The 18,071-nt window shown below is 70.2% G+C and carries 12 protein-coding genes and 1 pseudogene; 7 read left to right on the top strand and 6 right to left on the bottom strand.

Annotated features, from left to right (window positions below; all coding sequences use genetic code 11):
• Nucleotides 1-10 precede the first annotated feature (10 nt).
• Together OG272_RS21965 and OG272_RS21960 are read left to right on the top strand one after the other, a co-directional pair.
• A complete protein-coding gene (locus tag OG272_RS21965) occupies nucleotides 11-664 on the top strand; it encodes a winged helix-turn-helix domain-containing protein (protein WP_326585771.1) in 654 nt (217 codons plus the stop codon).
• 26 nt (nucleotides 665-690) lie between these two features.
• Nucleotides 691-2,031, top strand: coding sequence for an MFS transporter (locus OG272_RS21960; RefSeq protein ID WP_327729178.1), 1,341 nt, complete (start codon nucleotides 691-693; stop codon nucleotides 2,029-2,031).
• Here the strand turns inward: OG272_RS21960 and OG272_RS21955 are convergent.
• Nucleotides 2,028-2,450 carry a nitroreductase/quinone reductase family protein gene (locus tag OG272_RS21955; RefSeq protein ID WP_327729179.1) on the bottom strand — a complete coding sequence of 141 codons (423 nt, stop codon included), beginning with the start codon at nucleotides 2,448-2,450 and terminating at the stop codon, nucleotides 2,028-2,030. The genes OG272_RS21960 and OG272_RS21955 overlap by 4 nt on opposite strands.
• A gap of 82 nt (nucleotides 2,451-2,532) precedes the next feature.
• On the opposite strand from OG272_RS21955, the gene OG272_RS21950 reads away from it, so the two are divergent.
• A complete protein-coding gene (locus OG272_RS21950; RefSeq protein WP_327729180.1) occupies nucleotides 2,533-3,546 on the top strand; it encodes an endonuclease/exonuclease/phosphatase family protein in 1,014 nt (337 codons plus the stop codon).
• Between the two features lie 28 nt (nucleotides 3,547-3,574).
• On the opposite strand, the gene OG272_RS21945 is transcribed toward OG272_RS21950, so the two are convergent.
• Both OG272_RS21945 and OG272_RS21940 read right to left on the bottom strand, forming a co-directional pair.
• Nucleotides 3,575-4,405, bottom strand: coding sequence for an SAM-dependent methyltransferase (locus tag OG272_RS21945; protein WP_327729182.1), 831 nt, complete (start codon nucleotides 4,403-4,405; stop codon nucleotides 3,575-3,577).
• A 293-nt stretch (nucleotides 4,406-4,698) separates the two neighbouring features.
• Complete coding sequence (locus OG272_RS21940; protein WP_328224703.1) at nucleotides 4,699-6,240, bottom strand: CehA/McbA family metallohydrolase; 1,542 nt, start codon at nucleotides 6,238-6,240, stop codon at nucleotides 4,699-4,701.
• A gap of 299 nt (nucleotides 6,241-6,539) precedes the next feature.
• Here OG272_RS21940 and OG272_RS21935 point away from each other — a divergent pair, with 299 nt between their 5' ends.
• Both OG272_RS21935 and OG272_RS21930 read left to right on the top strand, forming a co-directional pair.
• Nucleotides 6,540-6,749, top strand: coding sequence for a hypothetical protein (locus OG272_RS21935; RefSeq protein ID WP_328223352.1), 210 nt, complete (start codon nucleotides 6,540-6,542; stop codon nucleotides 6,747-6,749).
• A gap of 90 nt (nucleotides 6,750-6,839) precedes the next feature.
• Nucleotides 6,840-7,691 carry an LLM class F420-dependent oxidoreductase gene (locus OG272_RS21930; RefSeq protein WP_327729184.1) on the top strand — a complete coding sequence of 284 codons (852 nt, stop codon included), beginning with the start codon at nucleotides 6,840-6,842 and terminating at the stop codon, nucleotides 7,689-7,691.
• A gap of 182 nt (nucleotides 7,692-7,873) precedes the next feature.
• On the opposite strand, the gene OG272_RS21925 is transcribed toward OG272_RS21930, so the two are convergent.
• Nucleotides 7,874-10,219, bottom strand: a complete 2,346-nt coding sequence (locus OG272_RS21925) for an immune inhibitor A domain-containing protein (protein WP_405894561.1) — start codon at nucleotides 10,217-10,219, stop codon at nucleotides 7,874-7,876.
• A gap of 699 nt (nucleotides 10,220-10,918) precedes the next feature.
• Here OG272_RS21925 and OG272_RS21920 point away from each other — a divergent pair.
• Nucleotides 10,919-13,531: a bifunctional FO biosynthesis protein CofGH gene (locus OG272_RS21920; protein WP_327729187.1), complete on the top strand. Its 2,613-nt coding sequence runs from the start codon at nucleotides 10,919-10,921 to the stop codon at nucleotides 13,529-13,531.
• Nucleotides 13,532-13,650: 119 nt separating this feature from the next.
• Entirely contained in the window at nucleotides 13,651-17,067 is a 3,417-nt protein-coding gene (locus OG272_RS21915) for a tetratricopeptide repeat protein (protein WP_327729188.1), read from the top strand.
• Here the strand turns inward: OG272_RS21915 and OG272_RS21910 are convergent.
• Nucleotides 17,052-17,240, bottom strand: coding sequence for a DUF397 domain-containing protein (locus tag OG272_RS21910; protein ID WP_327729189.1), 189 nt, complete (start codon nucleotides 17,238-17,240; stop codon nucleotides 17,052-17,054). The two genes, OG272_RS21915 and OG272_RS21910, sit on opposite strands and share 16 nt — an antisense overlap.
• A pseudogene (locus tag OG272_RS21905) lies at nucleotides 17,237-18,048 on the bottom strand (helix-turn-helix transcriptional regulator). Before OG272_RS21905 ends, OG272_RS21910 begins: the two are co-directional and overlap by 4 nt.
• Between the last annotated feature and the right edge of the window lie 23 nt (nucleotides 18,049-18,071).

Genomic DNA, 18,071 nt, shown 5'->3' with positions numbered 1-18,071 from the left:
GACCGACGCGATGAAGAGGCCAGAGGGCCCCAAGGTTGAAGAGGACTCCGTTGTTCTGGATGCCAAGGGGCTGCGTGCCATGGCGCATCCGGTGCGCGTGCAGCTGGTTGGACTGCTGCGGAAGTACGGCCCATCGACAGCTACCCGTCTCGCGGAGCGGCTGGGCGTGAATTCCGGGACGGCCAGCTACCACCTGCGCCAGCTCGGCGCGGCCGGTTTCGTTGAGGAGGACGCCGGGCGGGGCAACGCGCGAGAGCGCTGGTGGCGTTCCGTGCATCAGATGACGGAGCTCAACGACCGGGAGCTGGTCGATCGGGAGCCCGAGGCCACCTTGGCCTTCCTGCAATCCGTCGCCGCCACCTACACCTTGCGCACCCAGCAGACGCTGAACGAGTTGCAGACGATGCCCCGCGCGTGGCGGGACACCTTCGACATGAGCGACTTGGCCTTGCGGCTCACACCCGAAGAGGCCGTCGCCTTGCGGCAGGAGTTGCGGGCCGTCATCGCCCGGTACCGGAGAGATACGCCCGAGGCGGCGGCGAGTGCCCCGGAGGGAGCCGAGCGGGTCGGCGTCATCACGCAGTTCCTGCCGGAACTGGATGCGCCCGCCCCGTCGGCGGCCCACTCCGGTTCTGAGGCCGTGACCGGAACGGAGACGTCGTGACACGGGACGGCTTAGGCGCCGACAGCATGTCCACAAGGCGGTCCTTACGGCCCCTCGGTGGGGTGCTGGCGGCCATAGCCGTGTCGCTGACCGGTACGCGGATCTCGGCGGTCGCGCTGCCCTGGTTCGTCCTGGTCACGACCGGCAGCGCCACCCAGACCGGGCTGGTCGCCTTCTTCGAGATGGCTCCCTACGTGGTGGTCAAGGCGTTCACCGGACCACTGGTGGACCGGGCCGGCCCACGGATCGTTTCCTGGACGACGGACCTCGTCAGCGCAACCGCTGCCGCCGCCGTCCCCTTACTGCACGCCCTGCACCTGCTGTCCTTTCCGCTTCTGCTGGCCCTCGTCGCGGTGATCGGCGCCGCCCGTGGACCCGGCGACCTGGCCAAGGAAGTCATGGTCCCGGAAGCGGCTGAGCGTTGTGGGGTGCCGCTGGAGCGGGCCACCGGCCTGTCCGGCGCGACCGAGCGGCTCGCCTCCACCGTCGGCCCGGCGGTCGGCGGTTCCTTGGTGGCACTGCTCGGCCCCTTGACAGGTCTCGTCGTCAACGCAGGCTGCTTCGCTCTCGGATCGGTGATCATCGCCCTGGCGCTGCCCCGCCGTATGGGAGAGCCGGCCGAGGGCGCCTCGTCGCAGGCGGAAGAGACGAAAGCGGGCTACTGGAAACGCTTCGGTGAAGGCCTCACCTTCCTGCGCACCGAGCCGCTGCTGCTCATCGTCATCATCATGGTGGGCATCACCAACCTGCTCGATGCGGCGTTCATGACGGTTCTCCTGCCCGTCTGGGCCAAGGAGTCCGGCAACGGGCCGACCGCGATCGGCCTCACAGGCAGCGCGATGGGAGCCGCGGCGGTTGCCGGGAGCCTGATCGCCGCGGTGGCCGCACACCGGCTGCGGCGCAGGGTCGTGTTCTTCACCGGGTTCCTGTTGGCCGGGGCCCCGAGATTCCTGATCCTCGCCGTCGACGCCCCGTTGGGAGCGGTGCTGGCCGTCTTCGCCGTCAGTGGATTCGGTGCGGGCTTCCTCAACCCGGTGATCGGGGTCGTCCTCCTCGAACGGGTGCCCCGCCGGATGCTGGGCCGGGTCAACGCGCTCCGCGACTCGTTGGCCTGGGCAGGAATCCCGCTCGGTGGGCTGATCGCCGGGGCGGCGGTGGCCTCCGTCGGACTGGTGCCGGTACTGCTCGTCTGCGGGGCCACGTACTTCCTCACCACGAACCTGGCAGGACTGCGGCCGGAGTGGCGCGAGATGGACCGTCCGGGTGGGAGAGGTGTTCTGAAACGCCACCCTGAGGAAGAAGCTCCACCAAGGCTCCCTGACCGATCAACCCGCGGGCCCGGCGCCGGTGCCGGCACAGCGCATTAGCCGCGCAGGTCCACCCGTACCGTCAGCAGCTCCGCCCCCAGCACCCGTACCGCCGCGCTGTTCATGCGGGGCAGGGTGCGCAGGCGGGCCACCGCGTCGTCGTCCGGGAGGAGGTGGGCCGTGCCCTCGTGCCAGTGGCCCCGGATGCGGACGCGGACCGAGGGGTCGGCCTTGATGTTGCGGATGTAGTGGGACTTCTCGCCGTACTCGGAGACCAGCCAGAACGTGGTGCCGACGCGGCGCCCGCCGATGGGGGTGCGGCGGGGGAGGCCGGAGGTGCGGCCGGTGGTCTCCAGAACCGTCTGGAGCGGTACGCGGCGGAGGACCGGGTTGGCGACACGGCGCTGGAAGGCCGTGACGACGCGTTGCTTGAGGCCGGCGTGGCCCGGATGGTTCGCGTGGTCCGCACTGCGGGACATCGGCGTGGTTCTCCTCGGGGTGTGGGAGGTACGGATTACAGGATCGGGTACGGGGTTACGGGGCGAAGGCGGTGGGTGGCCGGTGCGGGTCGTGACATGGAATCTGTGGTGGAGGTTCGGGCCGTGGCAGGAGCGGCAGAAGGCGATCCTCGCCGTGCTGCGTGAACTGCGGCCCGACGTGGTCGGGTTGCAGGAGGTCTGGGAGCAGGGCGGAGAGCACTCGGCAGACGCGGCAGACGCGGGGGCAGACGCGGCGGCGGGTGTGGTGAGCGCGGCGGATACGGCGAATGCCGCGAACACGACGACCGCAGCGGGTACGGCCACCGCAGCGAACCCGGCGGATACGGCGAACCGGGAGAACCTGGCCGGGTGGCTCGCCGGGGAACTCGGTATGCACTGGGCCTGGGGCACGTACGGCGACCCCGCGCGCTGGCAGCGGCGGATCGGGGACCCGAGCGTCGGGATCGGTAACGCCGTGTTGAGCCGGTGGCCCGTGCTGGAGCGGGACACCATCGGGCTGCCGACGGGAGAGGGCGACAGCGGGCGCGGCGCCCTCTATGCCCTCCTCGACGCACCGGCGGCACCCGTCCCCTTCTTCACCGCCCACCTCAGCTCCGCGACCGACGCGTCCGCGGTGCGCTGCCGCCAGGTCACCGCGCTGGTCGAGTTCGTCGCCCGCCACCGGGGCCGAGGCGCCCACCCGCCCGTGATCACCGGGGACTTCAACGCCTGGCCCGACTCCGACGAGGTCCGGCTGCTCGGCGGGTACAAGACCGCGCCCGCCGTACCCGGGCAGTGCTTCTTCGACGTCTGGGAGTACGCCGAGCCGGGAGCGCCGTCGGCCACCTGGGACATCGCGAACCCGTACGTCGCCAAGTCGTTCGGGCCGAGCGTGCGGGTCGACTACATCCACGTCGGGCCGCCGGGCGCCGGCGGAATCGGGCACGTGCGCGCCGTACGGAGGGCGGGCGACGCCCCCGTCGACGGCGTATGGCCCTCCGACCACATGGCGGTCGTGGCCGACCTGACCGACGGAGCGAACGGATCGGATGGAGCGGACGACGACGTGCGTGACGGCGGGGCCGGGGGCCACTGAAACCCCCGGTCGCCCACCCCCGGAAAACCTACGGCTTCCTGCCCAACCCCCCGTGCTGCCCGATCGGCTTCGGCTCGCCCGCCGCCGTGTCGTCCGGGCGCCACAGCGGTACGGAGACGATGCCGGGGTCGATCAGGTCGAGGCCGTCGAAGTAGCCGGTGATCTGGTCGATGGGGCGGAGGAAGTACGGGACGGCGCCGGTCTCGTTGTAGGCGTCCTGGGCGCGCTCGTAGTCGGGATCGGTGCCCCGGGAGCCCTCGTTGATGTTGAGGTAGCTGCCGGAGGGGAGGCCGTCGAGGAGGCGGCGGACGATGTCGCGGGCCTCCTCGTAGTCGCGGACGTGGCCGAGGATGCCGCTGAGGATCAGAGCCGTGGGCCGGGACAGGTCCAGCGTCGCGGCCGCGGCCTCCAGGACGCGGTCCGTGTCGTAGAGGCTGGCGTCCACGTACGCGGTGGCCCCCTCGGGGGCGGAGTACAGCAGCGCGCGGGCGTGCGCGAGGACCATCGGGTCGTTGTCGACGTAGACGATCCTCGACTCCGGCGCGCTGCGCTGGGCGACCTGGTGGGTGTTGTCGGCCGTGGGCAGACCGGTGCCGACGTCCAGGAACTGCCGGACGCCCTCCACCTCCACCAGATGCCGGATGCTGCGCCGCAGGTACGCGCGGCTGCTGCGGGCGATGGTCACGATGCCGGGGAAGGCGCCGGCGTACGCGTCGCCGGCCGCCTCGTCCACCGCGTAGTTGTCCTTGCCGCCGAGCCAGTAGTTCCAGATGCGGGCGGAGGCGGGCACCGAAGTGTCGACCTTCTCCTTCGCCGCCGGAGCCACCGCCGGGTCGGGCGTGGTCGCGTGATCGGTCATGGGCGCCGTCTCCTTGGCCGTGCAGGTGCGTCACGCGTACGGAGGTACGGACGCACGTGTTGTGTCGAGCCAAACCTAAGGCCCAACACAGCTATTCCGTACGCGGGTTCCCCCTACGTTCGCCGGACCTTCCAGCTGGCTGCTATCGCGCCCTGTCGCTGACCGTTGTCGCCGACCGATGTCGCTGACCGTTGTCGCCGACCGATGTCACTGGCCGTTGTCGCCGGGCGATGGCGCCAGCCGAAGTCGCCGACCGTTGTCGCCGTCCGAAGTCGCCGACCGATGTCACCGCCTTATCGCCGCCCAAGGAAGATCGGGTTCGTGAAGGCCGCCAGCGGGCCGGGGAAGCCCGGGACGATCGGCGGGTGGCGGACCTCGGCACGTACGTACGCCGCGTACGAGGCCGTCGTACGCCACTCCGCGGACCCGGTGCCGGACGCGGGAAGCGCGGCCGAGGTGAACAGGACGCCCTGGTCGGTGACGAAGCGGAGGGTGCAGTCCGGGGAGCCCGTCGCCTCCAGGCGGACGGTGACCGGCGTGTCGGCGTCCACCGGCAGCCGCTCGCCGATGCCCGCGTGCTCGCCGCGCGCCCCGGAGGCCGTGAAGGACACGGACACGTCCTTGGACTCGGCGACGTACGAGCGTCCGGCCCGCAGCCCCTCCTGGATGGCCTCCCTGGTCAGGTCGTCGGCGAGGACGACCGTCTGGGGGCGGCCGACCGGGTCGGGGTCGCGGTGGGCGTCGCTGTTGCCCATCGCCGGGATCCACCCCTGGCGGCCCTCGCGCACGGCCGCCACGAGCATGCCGTCCCAGTCGGCGAGCGCCACCTCGTCCTCCGGCGAGTACGCCCCGTTCCACACCTCCACCGCGTCCGCCTCGCCGAAGCCGAACTTCCAGTTGCAGCCGATGCAGGTGGCGTGCGGATGGGCCGGGACGACCAGGCCCCCGGCGCGCCGGATCTGCCGGGCGTACTTGCCGAACCGGTTGTCCCGCGCCCGGTACCGCCAGTCGACGAACGTCCCCGGGTCGATGCCGAGCGCCACCACGTGGCCGTTGCGCGTGGTGACCTCCTCGCCCAGCAGGATCAGCAGGTCGTCACCGGCGTGTTCGGCCCAATGGGCGTGCGCGGACGGGGTGTTGTGCTCCGAGCTGTTGATGAAGTCCAGTCCCGCGGCCCGCGCCAGCGCCGCCAGCTCGGCGAGCGTACGGCGGCCGTCGGAGTACCAGGAGTGCAGATGGCAGTCGCCCCGGTACCAGGCCCGGCCCCGCCCCTTGGCCCGCTCCGGCGGGTACACCGGCTTCACCGCCGCGGCCGGCCTGCCGTACGTCAGGGTGATCGTGATCTCGTACGGCAGCCCGCCCGGTGCCACCGTGTACGGGCCCAGCGCGATGTGCCACGTGCCGGGGCGGACCGGGCCCGGGAGGTAGCCCGGAGTCGCCTCGTCCGCCCGGATGAAGAACTCCGTGCGGGCGCCGCCGGACCAGCCCCGGAAGCCCTTGCCGCCCAGCTCCGTGCCGCGCTCGTCGAAGACACCGATGTCGAGCGCGTTGCCCATGGTGCCGGCCGGGACGGTCAGCCTCTCGTAGCTGTACGAGACCTTCAACTCTCTTACCCCCGGCGGCACTTCGACCGGCAGATACGCGAAATCGGGGGACCCGGTGGGGAGGGTCCCCCGGATGGTCTTCGTCTCCTGGCCGCCGTCCGCGGCCTCGGCGCCGCTCGTCCCAAAGGTCACGCTTCCCAACGTAAGCGCGGCCGCCGCCGACGTCACGAACAGCGCGCGCCTTCCGAGTCCGTTCCCGTCACCGTGGTCGCCGTGGTGGTCGTCGCACATGCTGCTGCTCCCCAGGTCGGTCGTGCGGGACATGGCATGGGTGGTGCGGGGCGGTGCGGGGTGGTTCCGAGAGTGGTGCGGGGGTGGTCCGTGGTGTGTGTGCCACCTTCGTATTCGGTGGTGAACTGCGGGGCAAGGGAGGGGAATCGGCGGGTTTCCACTTGGCCGAGTTGCGCCGGGTCATGACGTGCCCGCCGACCGCGACGAAGAGCCGGTCTCCTGGAGCTGCAGTACGCCCGCCACACCCCGTCATGCGTGAGATAGTGTCCGGATTTCGGACACGGTGAACGGGGGTACGCGTGAGGTTCGTCTGGCTGTTCTGGCTCAGGGCCCACTTCGGTACATACGGGTACAGCCATGGACTGCTGCGCGGCTCGATCGGCACGCTCGCGGTGCTCGTGACCGCCGCGACGATCTGGGCCATGGTGCGCGAGAGGAACCCCACCGTCGCCAAGATCGCCGCCGGTGTCGTAGGTGTCGCCGGCGTCGGGTGGCTGGCCGCCCACTGAGGTCGGGTCCATGGAGGGACGCCGGTGTCAGCCATCAGGTTCCGACCGGTCGGTATGGACATTCGTGGGCGGAGCGGTTAGAGATGACGCATGCGCATCTCCGTGACGATCTTCCTCACCGACGAGACGATCACTCCGACCCGGCTCGCCCGCGAGCTGGAGCAACGCGGTTTCGCGGGGCTCTACCTCCCCGAGCACACGCACATCCCCGTCGAGCGGACGACGCCGTACCCGGCGGGCGGGGAGCTGCCGCGCGAGTACGGCCGCACCCTCGACCCCTTCGTCGCACTCGGCCAGGCCGCCGCCGTCACCGAGCGGCTGGGCCTCGGCACCGGGATCACGCTGGTCGCCCAGCACGACCCGATCGACCTCGCGAAGCAGATCGCGACCGTCGACCACCTCTCCGGCGGCCGCCTCACCCTCGGCCTCGGCTACGGCTGGAACGTGGAGGAGGCCGCCGACCACGGGGTCGTGTGGCGTACCCGGCGGGACCTGGTGCGGGACCGGATGGCGTTGATGCGGGCGCTGTGGGCGGAGGAGCCGACGGCGTACGAGGGGGAGTTCGGGAGCGTACGGGCGAGTCAGGCCCATCCGAAGCCGGCGCAGAAGCCGCGCGGGCCGGTGGTCGGGCCGCGCACGCTGATCGGTGGGGCCGCGGGGCCGAAGCTGTTCGCGCACATCGCCGAGTACGCGGACGGATGGCTGCCGATCGGGGGGCGGGGGCTGGGGGAGGCGTTGCCGGTGCTGCGGGCGGCCTGGGCGGACGCGGGGCGCGACCCGGCGGCGCTCCAGGTGGTGCCGTACGCCGTGCAGCCGAGTGCGGGGAAGCTGGCGTACTACGCGGAGTTGGGGATCGAGGAGGCTGTGGTGCAGCTGCCTCCGGCGGGGGAGGCCGAGGTGCTGGGGGTGCTGGACTCGTACGGTGCGCTGATGGAGCGCTGATGGGGTGACAGGTGCGGGGGCGCCCGGTGCCGATGTCGTTCCGGAAACCGTCCGGCTGCGGTGGTCGACACGGTCCCCCGCCCATGCGCCCCATGCGCCCTTTTCGGGGCTCCGCCCGCGGACGTCATCGGCCGCGACCTCCCGGAGGTCGCGGCCGATGCGCGGTCGTCAGGCGGTCGCGGTCACTTCACCGCGGGACCCACCCGGAGCGTGACCGTGGAGCCGTCCTTGGCCTCCTTGATGATGGTGATCTTGGTGTTGGTGTTGGTGATCTCGACTCCGGCCGTGGGGTTCTTCTTGTCGTAGTACGTGTGGGTGCGGTCGTTGAAGGTCGACACGCCCTTCTTCGACGTGATCTTCAGCGTGACCTTCTTCCCCCAGTGCAGCGTGAACGCGTCCGTGCGGCCCAGGGTGAACGTCGAGTCGTGCGTCTGGTGGTCGTTCCCCGCCAGCTCTCCGTCGGACCACTTCAGGGCCTTCGGGTGGGCGTCGACCGGCAGCAGCAGACCGACACCGGGGTGCTGGCTGGTGTTGTTGTCCTGCTGCGAGGTGTCCCACTTCCAGATCAGCAGGCCGTTCTGGTACGGGTAGCGCTCCACCCAGCCCGGACGCGTGGAGTTGATCGCGAGCTTGAGGGCCTTGTCGTACGACACGTACTGGCGGTTCTCGGCGATGTAGTACTGCTCGTGCTCCGTGGTGTAGGAGCCGCCGAAGCGGGAGAAGCCGGCTGCCGTCCAGGCGGGGTCCGCGGTCTCGGCGTTGTCCGAGAAGAGGGGCGAGCCGTCGGCCGTGACGGTGATCCGGTCGGCCACGAATCCCTTCTGGGCCACGTACACGTCGGTCTGGTAGCGGAAGCGCAGGTCGATCTTCCGGCCCGCGTAGGCGTCCAGGGAGTACGACAGCTTCTTGAAACCGTCCGTCGTGCCGTCCAGGGCCGGCCTGTCACCGCTGTCACGGCTGATCGGCTGGCCGTCGGCGGTGCCGTCGATGGCGGTCCAGGTGGCGCCGCCGTCGGTCGAGACCTCGGTGTAGAGGTAGTCGTAGTCCTTCTCGATGTCCCACCAGCCGTCGAGCGTCAGCGCCGCGGAGGTCCTGCCGGTGAGGTCGACGGAACGGGTCAGCGTGTTGGACAGGTTGTCGGCGCTGCCGCTCCACCACTGCTGCGAGCCCTCCGTGGGCTTCACGACCTCGACGTTCACCCGCTTCTTGGGCAGCTCGACCACGAGGGCCTGCTTGTCCTCGGTGTTGTACTCGGCGACGCCCAGCGTGTGCGTGGACTTCTTCCCGGCCTTGGCCGTGTCGTAGTTCAGCCACCCGAGCTGCAGTTTGTCCCAGGCGGTCATGTCGCCGGGCAGGTCACCGATCTCGGTCTTGCTCTGGCCGAGCCACGAGCCGCCCGACATCAGGGTCCAGGAGCCGGTGGAGTTCTCACCCTTGCCGCTGGTGTCGTAGTGGTCCGGCAGACCGAGGTCGTGGCCGTACTCGTGGGCGAAGACACCGAGGCCGCCGTTCTCCGGCATGATCGTGTAGTCGCCGACCCAGAGGCCGGTGTCGCCGATCGGGGCGCCACCGCGTTTGTTGCCCGCGGGGCCGGTCTTGTCCCAGTCGTCGCTGAACGCGTACCAGCGGTGCGACCAGATGGCGTCCTCGCCCTGCGGTCCCCCGCCGGCCTCCTCGCCCTCACCGGCGTGCACGAGCTGGAAGTGGTCGATGTAGCCGTCGGGCTCGTTGAAGTCGCCGTCGCCGTCGAAGTCGCCACGGTCCCAGGTGTCGAACTTCGCCGCCTCCGCCTTGATCTCGGCGTCCGTGCGCCCGGCCGCCTTCTGCTGCTCGGCCCAGGCGGTGACGCCGTCCGCGACGACCTGCCAGGCGCAGGTGTCGGGCTGGCACTTGTTCGAGCCGTAACGGGCCTCGTTGTAGGGGACCTTGACCCAGTCCGAGACCTCACCCTCGACCGAGTAGCGGCCCGAGGACTGCTTCTCGTAGTACTTCTTCATCGACTCGGTCTTCTTGCCCGTGCCGAAGAGCAGCTGCTCGTAGTGCTTCCGGTTGTAGTCGGCCCTCCAGGCCGTCGTGTTGTTCTTCTTGCGGTCCGGCTTGGCTATCCGGTTGTGCAGCGGGCCGGGCGTGCCGCCGTAGGCGCTGTCCGTCTGGTCGCCGAACTCGACCAGGACCGTGAAGATCCTGTCGGTCTTCTCGCGGCCCAGCTCGACATACTTGGGGTCGCCCTTCTTGCTCTTCAGCCGCACTACCTGGGAGCCGTCACGGTTCTTGACCGTGGCGTCGCCGGATATGACCTGCTTCAGGGCCTCCTCGCGCTGGGCGGCCTGTGTCTTGCTCAGCGGGCTTTCGAGGTCGTGCTCGTGTGCGGCGTGGGCGTCGGCCGGGTCGTGGTGATCCGCGGACGCGGCCGGCGTGTGGTCTTCGGCGGCCTGCGTGGTGGTGACGGTGAAGCTCGTGAACGTCGCCACGGCGGCGAGGGCGACACCGGTTGCCGCGGCCCTGAACGTCCAGGGTTTGCTGGTCACTTGTGGGGGGTTCCTTCCTGGACGCGGTCACCTTGCGGGCGCGCGGCGGACAGTCCTCTCCAGCGACGCCTGCGGCTCGTGACACGCGTGATGGTTCAAGTAAACGTATTTGACAGGGAGTTGAGAGAAAAAGAAAGTTCGAGATCGTCTATGGCACGAGTAACTTCATCGCGCGACGGCCGTTGCCGGACTTGTGCACCATGCGTTCACCGATCCATCAAAGGAAGTGCACGGATGGGTCGGATGAGTCGGATGAGTCGGATGGGCGGATGGGCGGATGGGTGAATGGACCGCCCTGTATGAGTGACGGTTATTACCGACCGGTCATTATCGAGATCATTCCCGACCCTCATCGGCCATTGGGCAGTTATTACTGAGCAGTTACTACCGGGTGGTTGTCGGCGGGTCTTTCGTCAGGGGAATTCGGCCCGGCCGTGCGGTGTGCTCTTCGTGGGTCCGTCGGTTGCCGACGAGGTGCTGACGAGGTGCTGACGAGGTGTCGACGAGGTGCTGATGAGGTGCTGACGAGGGACGCGGACGCTCCCTCGGTCGATCTCGGCCGCGCCCCCACCCCGGCGGAGCGTTGAACAGCCAGGGGGCGCCTGCCGCGAGGTCGCCAGTTACACCGCGTAACGGAAACCGGCCTCATCGCCTGCCCGTGGCTGCCTGGGCTGCTTCTGTCGCTCGTATGCTCGACGGATGACGACTTCCGCGATCTCCGGAACCGGCCCCACCGGGCGCCCCGGCGGCACCGGCCCGACCGAGAACTCCATGCGGCGTGCGCTCAAACGGGCGAGGGACGGTGTGGCGCTCGATGTGACCGAGGCGGCGGTGCTGCTGCAGGCGCGCGGCGCGGATCTGGAGGATCTGGCCGCGTCGGCGGCGCGGGTGCGGGACGTGGGCCTCCAGGAGGCCGGCCGCCCCGGTGTCATCACGTACTCGAAGAGCGTGTTCATCCCGCTCACCCGGCTGTGCCGGGACAAGTGCCACTACTGCACCTTCGTCACCGTGCCGGGCAAGCTGCGGCGGGCCGGGCACGGGATGTTCATGTCGCCGGACGAGGTGCTGGACGTGGCCCGCAAGGGGGCCGCGCTCGGCTGCAAGGAAGCCCTGATCACGCTCGGCGACAAGCCGGAGGACCGCTGGCCGGAGGCGCGCGAGTGGCTCGACGCGCACGGGTACGACGACACGATCGCGTACGTCCGGGCCATCTCGATCCGCATCCTGGAGGAGACGGGACTGCTCCCGCACCTCAACCCCGGCGTGCTGAGCTGGACGGACTTCCAGCGGCTCAAGCCCGTCGCCCCGTCGATGGGGATGATGCTGGAGACCACCGCGACACGACTGTGGTCCGAGCCGGGCGGCCCGCACCACGGCTCCCCGGACAAGGAACCGGCGGTCCGGCTGCGGGTCCTGGAGGACGCGGGCCGTTCCTCCGTCCCCTTCACGTCCGGAGTCCTCATCGGGATCGGGGAGACGTACGAGGAGCGCGCGGAGTCGCTCTTCGCGCTGCGGAAGGTGTCCCGGGCGTACCACGGCATCCAGGAACTGATCATCCAGAACTTCCGCGCCAAGCCGGACACCGCGATGCGCGGCATGCCGGACGCGGAGCTGGACGAGCTGGTCGCCACGGTGGCCGTCGCCCGGCACATCATGGGCCCGTCGGGCTGCGTCCAGGCCCCGCCGAACCTCGTCGACAGCGAGTACGAGCGGCTGATCGCCGCCGGGATCGACGACTGGGGCGGCGTGTCGCCGCTCACCATCGACCATGTGAACCCCGAGCGGCCCTGGCCGCAGATCGAGGAACTCACCGAGCGGTCCCGCGCCGCCGGGTTCGAGCTGCGCGAACGCCTGTGTGTGTACCCGGAGTTCGTGACGCGGGGCGAGCCGTGGCTCGACCCGCGCCTCCTGCCGCACGTCAGGGCCCTCGCCGACCCCGGGACGGGCCTCGCCCTGCCGGACGCGGTCGTCGAGGGGCACCCGTGGCAGGAGCCCGAGGAGGTCTTCGTCGCCGCCGGCCGTACGGATCTGCACACCTCCATCGACACCGAGGGCCGTACCGGCGACCGCCGGGAGGACTTCGACTCCGTCTACGGCGACTGGGGCGCCCTGCGTGAGGCGGCGGCGCCCGGTATGGCCCCCGAGCGCATCGACACGGACGTAAGGCAGGCGCTGGCGACGGCGGCCGACGACCCCACGAAGCTGTCGGACGACGAGGCGCTGGCCCTGCTGCACGCGGACGGGCCGGCGCTGGACGCGCTCTGCCGGATCGCGGACGACGTCCGCAAGGCGGCGGTCGGCGACGACGTCACGTACATCGTCACCCGGAACATCAACTTCACGAACGTCTGCTACACCGGGTGCCGTTTCTGCGCCTTCGCGCAGCGCCGCACGGACGCCGACGCGTACACGCTCTCCCTCGACCAGGTCGCCGACCGGGCCCAGCAGGCCTGGGACCTCGGCGCGGTCGAGGTCTGCATGCAGGGCGGCATCCACCCCGACCTGCCCGGGACGGCGTACTTCGACATCGCGAAGGCGGTGAAGTCCCGCGTCCCCGGTATGCACGTCCACGCCTTCTCCCCGATGGAGGTGGTGAACGGCGCGACCCGGACCGGCATGTCCATCCGCGAGTGGCTGACGGCCGCGAAGGAGGCGGGCCTGGACTCCGTCCCCGGCACGGCGGCGGAGATCCTGGACGACGAGGTCCGCTGGGTCCTGACCAAGGGCAAGCTGCCGGCGGCCACCTGGATCGAGGTCATCTCCACCGCCCACGAGCTGGGCATCCGCTCCTCCTCGACGATGATGTACGGCCACGTCGACCAGCCCCGCCACTGGCTCGGCCATCTGCGCACCCTGGCCGGTATCCAGCAACGCACCGGCGGCTTCACGGAGTTCGTGACCCTCCCCTTCATCCACACCAACGCGCCGGTGTACCTGGCGGGCATCTCCCGCCCGGGCCCCACCATGCGCGACAACCGGGCCGTCACCGCCATGGCCCGCCTCCTCCTCCACCCCTGGATCCCCAACATCCAGACCAGCTGGGTCAAACTCGGCACGGAGGGAGCGGCCGAGATGCTCCGCTCCGGCGCGAACGACGTCGGCGGCACCCTCATGGAGGAGACCATCTCCCGCATGGCGGGCTCCTCCTACGGCTCCTACAAGTCGGTGAAGGACCTCATCGCGGTGGCGGACGCGGCGGGCCGCCCGGCCAGGCCCCGCACCACCCTGTACGGCGAGGTCCCGGAGGAACGGCAACGCGCGGCGGCGGTCTCGGACGGCCATCTGCCGGAGCTGCTGCCGGTGCTGGACTGAATGCCGGGGCCATTCCGGCTGCGCTCTGCTCCTCGGTGTCCTTGGGGTGGCGGGTGGACGCGTAGACCCCGCCGCAGCGTGGTGGCGCACGCTGCCGCTCCGCCATCCGCTGAGCCAGAATGGTGGCGGCTGGAATCCGGGACGAGGGGGACGTACGGGTGGCACAGGCTCGGCTGTCGATGCAGGAGCTGATCGGACGGCGCAAGCGTGCGGGCTTCGTCGGGCGCCGCAATGAACTCGACCTGTTCCGGGGCAACTTCGACACCTCCCCGGAGGACGAACGACACAGCTTCGTCTTCCACATCCACGGCACGGCGGGTGTGGGCAAGTCGTCGCTGGTGCGCGAGCTGGAGGCCGTGGCGACACAGCGGAAGGCGCTCACCGCCTGCACCGACGAGACGGTGAACAGCGCGCCGGAGGCGATGGCGGCGATCAGCGCGCAGTTCGCCCGGCAGGGCGTCGAGTTGAAGGCGCTCGACAAGCTTCTCGCCGCCTACCGCCAGCGTCGGCATGAGGCGGAGACGGCGTCGGCCGCGCTGGATGCCGGGCCGGACTCCGGCTCACCCGCACCGCCCTCGGCGGGCAGCATGGCGGTGACGCAGGCCGGGCTGATCGGGCTGGGCATGGTTCCGGTCGTGGGCGCCTTCGCGGGGGCGATCGACCCCAACCAGGTCGCCAACGGGACGGATCGGTTGAGGGCGGCGCTGAGTGCGAGGTTTCGCAATCACGACGACGTGCAGCTGGTGCTTGAGCCCTTGAAGATCCTCACACCGGTCTTCGTCTCGGAACTGGACCGTGTGGCGGCCGACGTCCCCTGGATCGCCCTCTTCTTCGACACCTACGAGCGGACCGCTCCCTTCCTCGACGCCTGGCTCCTCGACCTCGTCACGACGGACCGCTACGGCGCCCTCCCCGCGAACGTGATCCTCACCCTGGCGGGCCAGCACGGGCCCGACCCGGCCCGCTGGGGCGACTACGCCGGCTTCGTCACCGAACTGGCCCTGGAGCCGTTCACGGAGTCCGAGGCGCGTCAGCTGCTCGCGGCGAAGCAGGTGGTGGACGAGGACGTCGTACGGGAGGTGTTGCGGCTGTCCGGGGGGCTTCCGGTGCTCGTGTCGACGCTGGCCAAGGACGCGGGCGGTGGCGCGGGAGCGGTGGGTGACCCCAGCGCTACGGCCGTGGAGCGCTTCCTGAAGTGGGAGCGGGACCCGGCACGGCGCGCGGTCGCGCTGGCGTGTGCGTTGCCGAGGTGGCTGGACGAGGACGTGTTCCGGATGGCCGTGGACGACGGGGAGGCCGAGGGGGCGTACGACTGGCTGCGCGGGCTGCCGTTCGTCACCGAGAGGGAAGGCCGGGTCCGCTATCACGATGTCGTGCGCACGGCCATGCTCCGGCTCCAGCGGACTCGCGCACCGAGGCAGTGGGCGGAGGCACACGCACGGCTCGCGGAGGTGTTCGGCCGGTGGCGGGGCGAGACGGAGGAGGGGGTGGACAGGGAGGAGCTGTGGCTCAGCGACACCTGGCGCGAGCTGCGGCTCGAAGAGCTGTACCACCTGCTGTGTGCCCGGCCGGGGAACGCTCTGGGGCGGGTCCTCGCGGACGTCGTCAACGCGTGTGACGCGGACACGGCGGCGGCGCGGGGCTGCGCGCGGGTGTTGTCCGACGTAGGGAAGCAGACGGACACGGAGACGCTACGCGGATGGGGTCGTGACCTTCTCGTCGCGCTCTCGGCGGAGCCGTGTGGAGAGTTGTCCGCGCTCGCCCTGCTGCTGGAACGAGCCGACCTCGACGCGTCCGCGCGCGCCGACGTGTACAACGCGCGTGGGCGGAAACTACGGAAGACGGGCGACTACGACGCGGCCCTCGCCGAATACGACCGGGCCGCGGCGCTGAACCCCGAGTCGGTCGAGGCGTACTACGGACGCGGCATCGCCCATTCGCGGCGGCGCGACGCGGCAGCGGCCCTGACCGACCTCGATCGAGCCGACCAACTGCTCCCGGGCACCGCGCGGATCATCTTCGAGCGGGGAGAGGCCCTGCGGATCATGCGCCGTTTCGAGGAATCCATCGAGGTGTTCGACCAGGTCCTCGCCTTGGACCCCACGTACAAGAAGGCATGGGGCAGCCGGGCGAGCAGCAAGTACTTCCTCGGCGACCACGACGGGGCGCTTGCCGACTTCGACCGTGCGATGGAGATCGACGACGAGTACCTGTGGGGCCTGGTCCAGCGGGGAAAGCTGCACCGGGACCAGGGGCGGCCGGAGGAGGCGTTCGCCGACCTCGACCGGGCGGTGGAGGTCGCGCCCGACAGTGTGTGGATCGCCTCCGAACGGGGGGACCTCTACCGCTTGGCCGGGCGGAACGAGGAGGCAGCCGAGGAACTCGCGCGTGCCTGTGCGCTCGATCCCGAGTACGCCTCCGCGTACGCCGGTCGCGGGTATGCGCTCGCTCGCCTCGGCCGTGACGCGGAGGCACGCGCGGCCTTCGACCGGGCGATCGAACTGCGTCCCGCCTACAGCTGGGCGCTGGTTCACCGTGCGCTCCTGCGCGGTTCCCTGGGGGACGAGGAAGGCCAGTTCGCCGACCTGGACGGTGCCGTCTCGGTTGAGGGCGCGACGGGGATCTGGGCACTGCACCAGCGGGCCGTCGCGTATTCCGCCACCGGCCGCCGTGTGGAGGCGCTGGCCGACTGCGAGCTCGTGCTGCGGCGTCACCCCGGTGACGACTTGGGCCGTCAATTGAAGATGATGACCCTGGTCTCGCTGAGCGTGGACGACGAAGCGGCTGCCGAGCTCGACCGGGTGCTGGAACGGGACCCGCTCAACGCGGCCATGCTGGCGAACAGAGGTGTCGTGCGCCTGCGGCGGGGGCGGTACCTCGAAGCGCTTCGGGACCTCGACCAGGCGATCCTCCTCGACCCGGACGAGGCGAACCTCTATGTCGCCCGAGCGAAGACCTGCATCGCCATGGGGCGGCTTCCCCAGGCTCTCGCCGACCTCGGGCGGTGCGTCGAACGAGGAACAGCGGTCGAGTGGGCCAGCCGGAGAACCGCCGAGGTGCTGTTCTGGTGCGGACGTCACGACGACGAGGCCCAGCGGCCGGACTGGTACGTCGACACGATGCCCGAGCGGTGGGAACGCGCGCGCAACGTCGGTGGGTGGATGCGCGTGCCCGGCTTGGTGGACGTCCAGGTCAAGTCAGCACTGAAGCTGAGCATGTCGACGGGGCTGGGGGCGGCAATGCCCCTGTGGCATGCTCCGCTGCGGGCGAGCGCGCAGGTGGACACGCCAGTCGACGCGACGGTCACATTCGCGCAGGCACTGGCCGGTTGTGCCCTGGGCGACTGGTCGCGGGCCGACTCGGCGATCACCGAGGGACTGTCCCTGAGCCATGACTGGGAAGATCTGGCCGACCTGACGGTCCAGCTGACCCTCCTGTCCCGCAGCCCCGACGCCGATCCGGCACTTTTCGCCCCGCGCCTCGCGCGGGTCACCGAGGCGCGGAACGCCTTCCAGGCGCGTTATGCGGCGCAGTAGGAGCCGACGAACGCCACCCACGAGCTTGCGGCGAAGTCGAGTTGTGCGCCCTGTTGGTCCTTGGAGTCGCGGACGTGGACGGTGGGGTTGGCGGGGGCCAGGGCGACCTCGACGCAGTCGGGCTCGTCGCTGCCGCTGTAGCTGCTCTTGAACCACTCCAGCGCGGAGGTCATGTTTCTTCTCCCAGCACTTTCTCGATGAAGGCTCGCGACTCCCGGGGTGAGAGCGCCTGGGCCCGGATCATTCCATAACGCATTTCCAGGATCTGGACCTCCCGGGGGTCGCAGATCACTCGGCCGTGCAGATGGGACGCCGTGTACCCAAGTGTTTTGCCGTCCACATCTTCAGCACCCGGAAGGCACCGCTCAGGCCCGCGTGGTCCACCCGGTCCGTCGGCATCACCTGAATCTCGACGTGGCGCAACTCGCCGATCTCCAGCAGGTGTTCGAGCTGTCGCCGCAGCACCATTCTGCCTCCGACAGGTCGCCGCAGCGCCACCTCTTCCTGGACAAACGTGATCGACGGTCGAGGCGCACGTTCGAAGACGGCCTTACGCGCCATGCGCGCGGCGACATGACGGTCGATCTCCTCATCCGTGTATGCGGGACGCCTCAACTCGTACACAGCCTGTGCGTACTCCGGCGTCTGCAGCAGACCATGAATCTGGAGGCTGGCGCAGGCACCCAGCTCAACCGCCTCGTCCTCCAGTTTCTTCAGATCCCGAACCTTCTTCGGATACCGGGCCTTCTCCACGTCCTCCTTCATCGCCGCGAGCTTCCCGCCCGCCCCCAGAACCTCATCCGCCGTGTCCAGGAACTCCGGCTTCGGCGCCCGCCGTCCGCGCTCGACCGACGAGACCATCTCCTCGCCGTACCCGATCGCGGAACCCAGCTCGCACTGCCGCATTCCCGCGGCCTCGCGCCACGCCTTGATCTGTCGCCCGACCGCCTTCAGTACGGCCGCGGACTCCTCGTCCTCCATGCTGCCCATCTCCCATTTCCCGT

The sequence above is a fragment of the Streptomyces sp. NBC_00104 genome, assembly GCF_045160825.1.
GTDB lineage: Bacteria > Actinomycetota > Actinomycetes > Streptomycetales > Streptomycetaceae > Streptomyces.
The sequence above is the reverse complement of the archived record's forward strand: the minus strand, read 5'-3'. Positions and strand labels throughout refer to the sequence as shown.

Coding starts and splice junctions, on each gene's coding strand:
- OG272_RS21910 (WP_327729189.1), bottom strand. CDS start 17,240: ATGACCTCCGCGCTGGAGTGGTTCAAGAGCAGCTACAGCGGCAGCGAC.
- OG272_RS21945 (WP_327729182.1), bottom strand. CDS start 4,405: ATGACCGATCACGCGACCACGCCCGACCCGGCGGTGGCTCCGGCGGCG.
- OG272_RS21920 (WP_327729187.1), top strand. CDS start 10,919: ATGACGACTTCCGCGATCTCCGGAACCGGCCCCACCGGGCGCCCCGGC.
- OG272_RS21965 (WP_326585771.1), top strand. CDS start 11: ATGAAGAGGCCAGAGGGCCCCAAGGTTGAAGAGGACTCCGTTGTTCTG.
- OG272_RS21930 (WP_327729184.1), top strand. CDS start 6,840: ATGCGCATCTCCGTGACGATCTTCCTCACCGACGAGACGATCACTCCG.
- OG272_RS21915 (WP_327729188.1), top strand. CDS start 13,651: ATGGTGGCGGCTGGAATCCGGGACGAGGGGGACGTACGGGTGGCACAG.
- OG272_RS21955 (WP_327729179.1), bottom strand. CDS start 2,450: ATGTCCCGCAGTGCGGACCACGCGAACCATCCGGGCCACGCCGGCCTC.
- OG272_RS21940 (WP_328224703.1), bottom strand. CDS start 6,240: ATGTGCGACGACCACCACGGCGACCACGGTGACGGGAACGGACTCGGA.
- OG272_RS21960 (WP_327729178.1), top strand. CDS start 691: ATGTCCACAAGGCGGTCCTTACGGCCCCTCGGTGGGGTGCTGGCGGCC.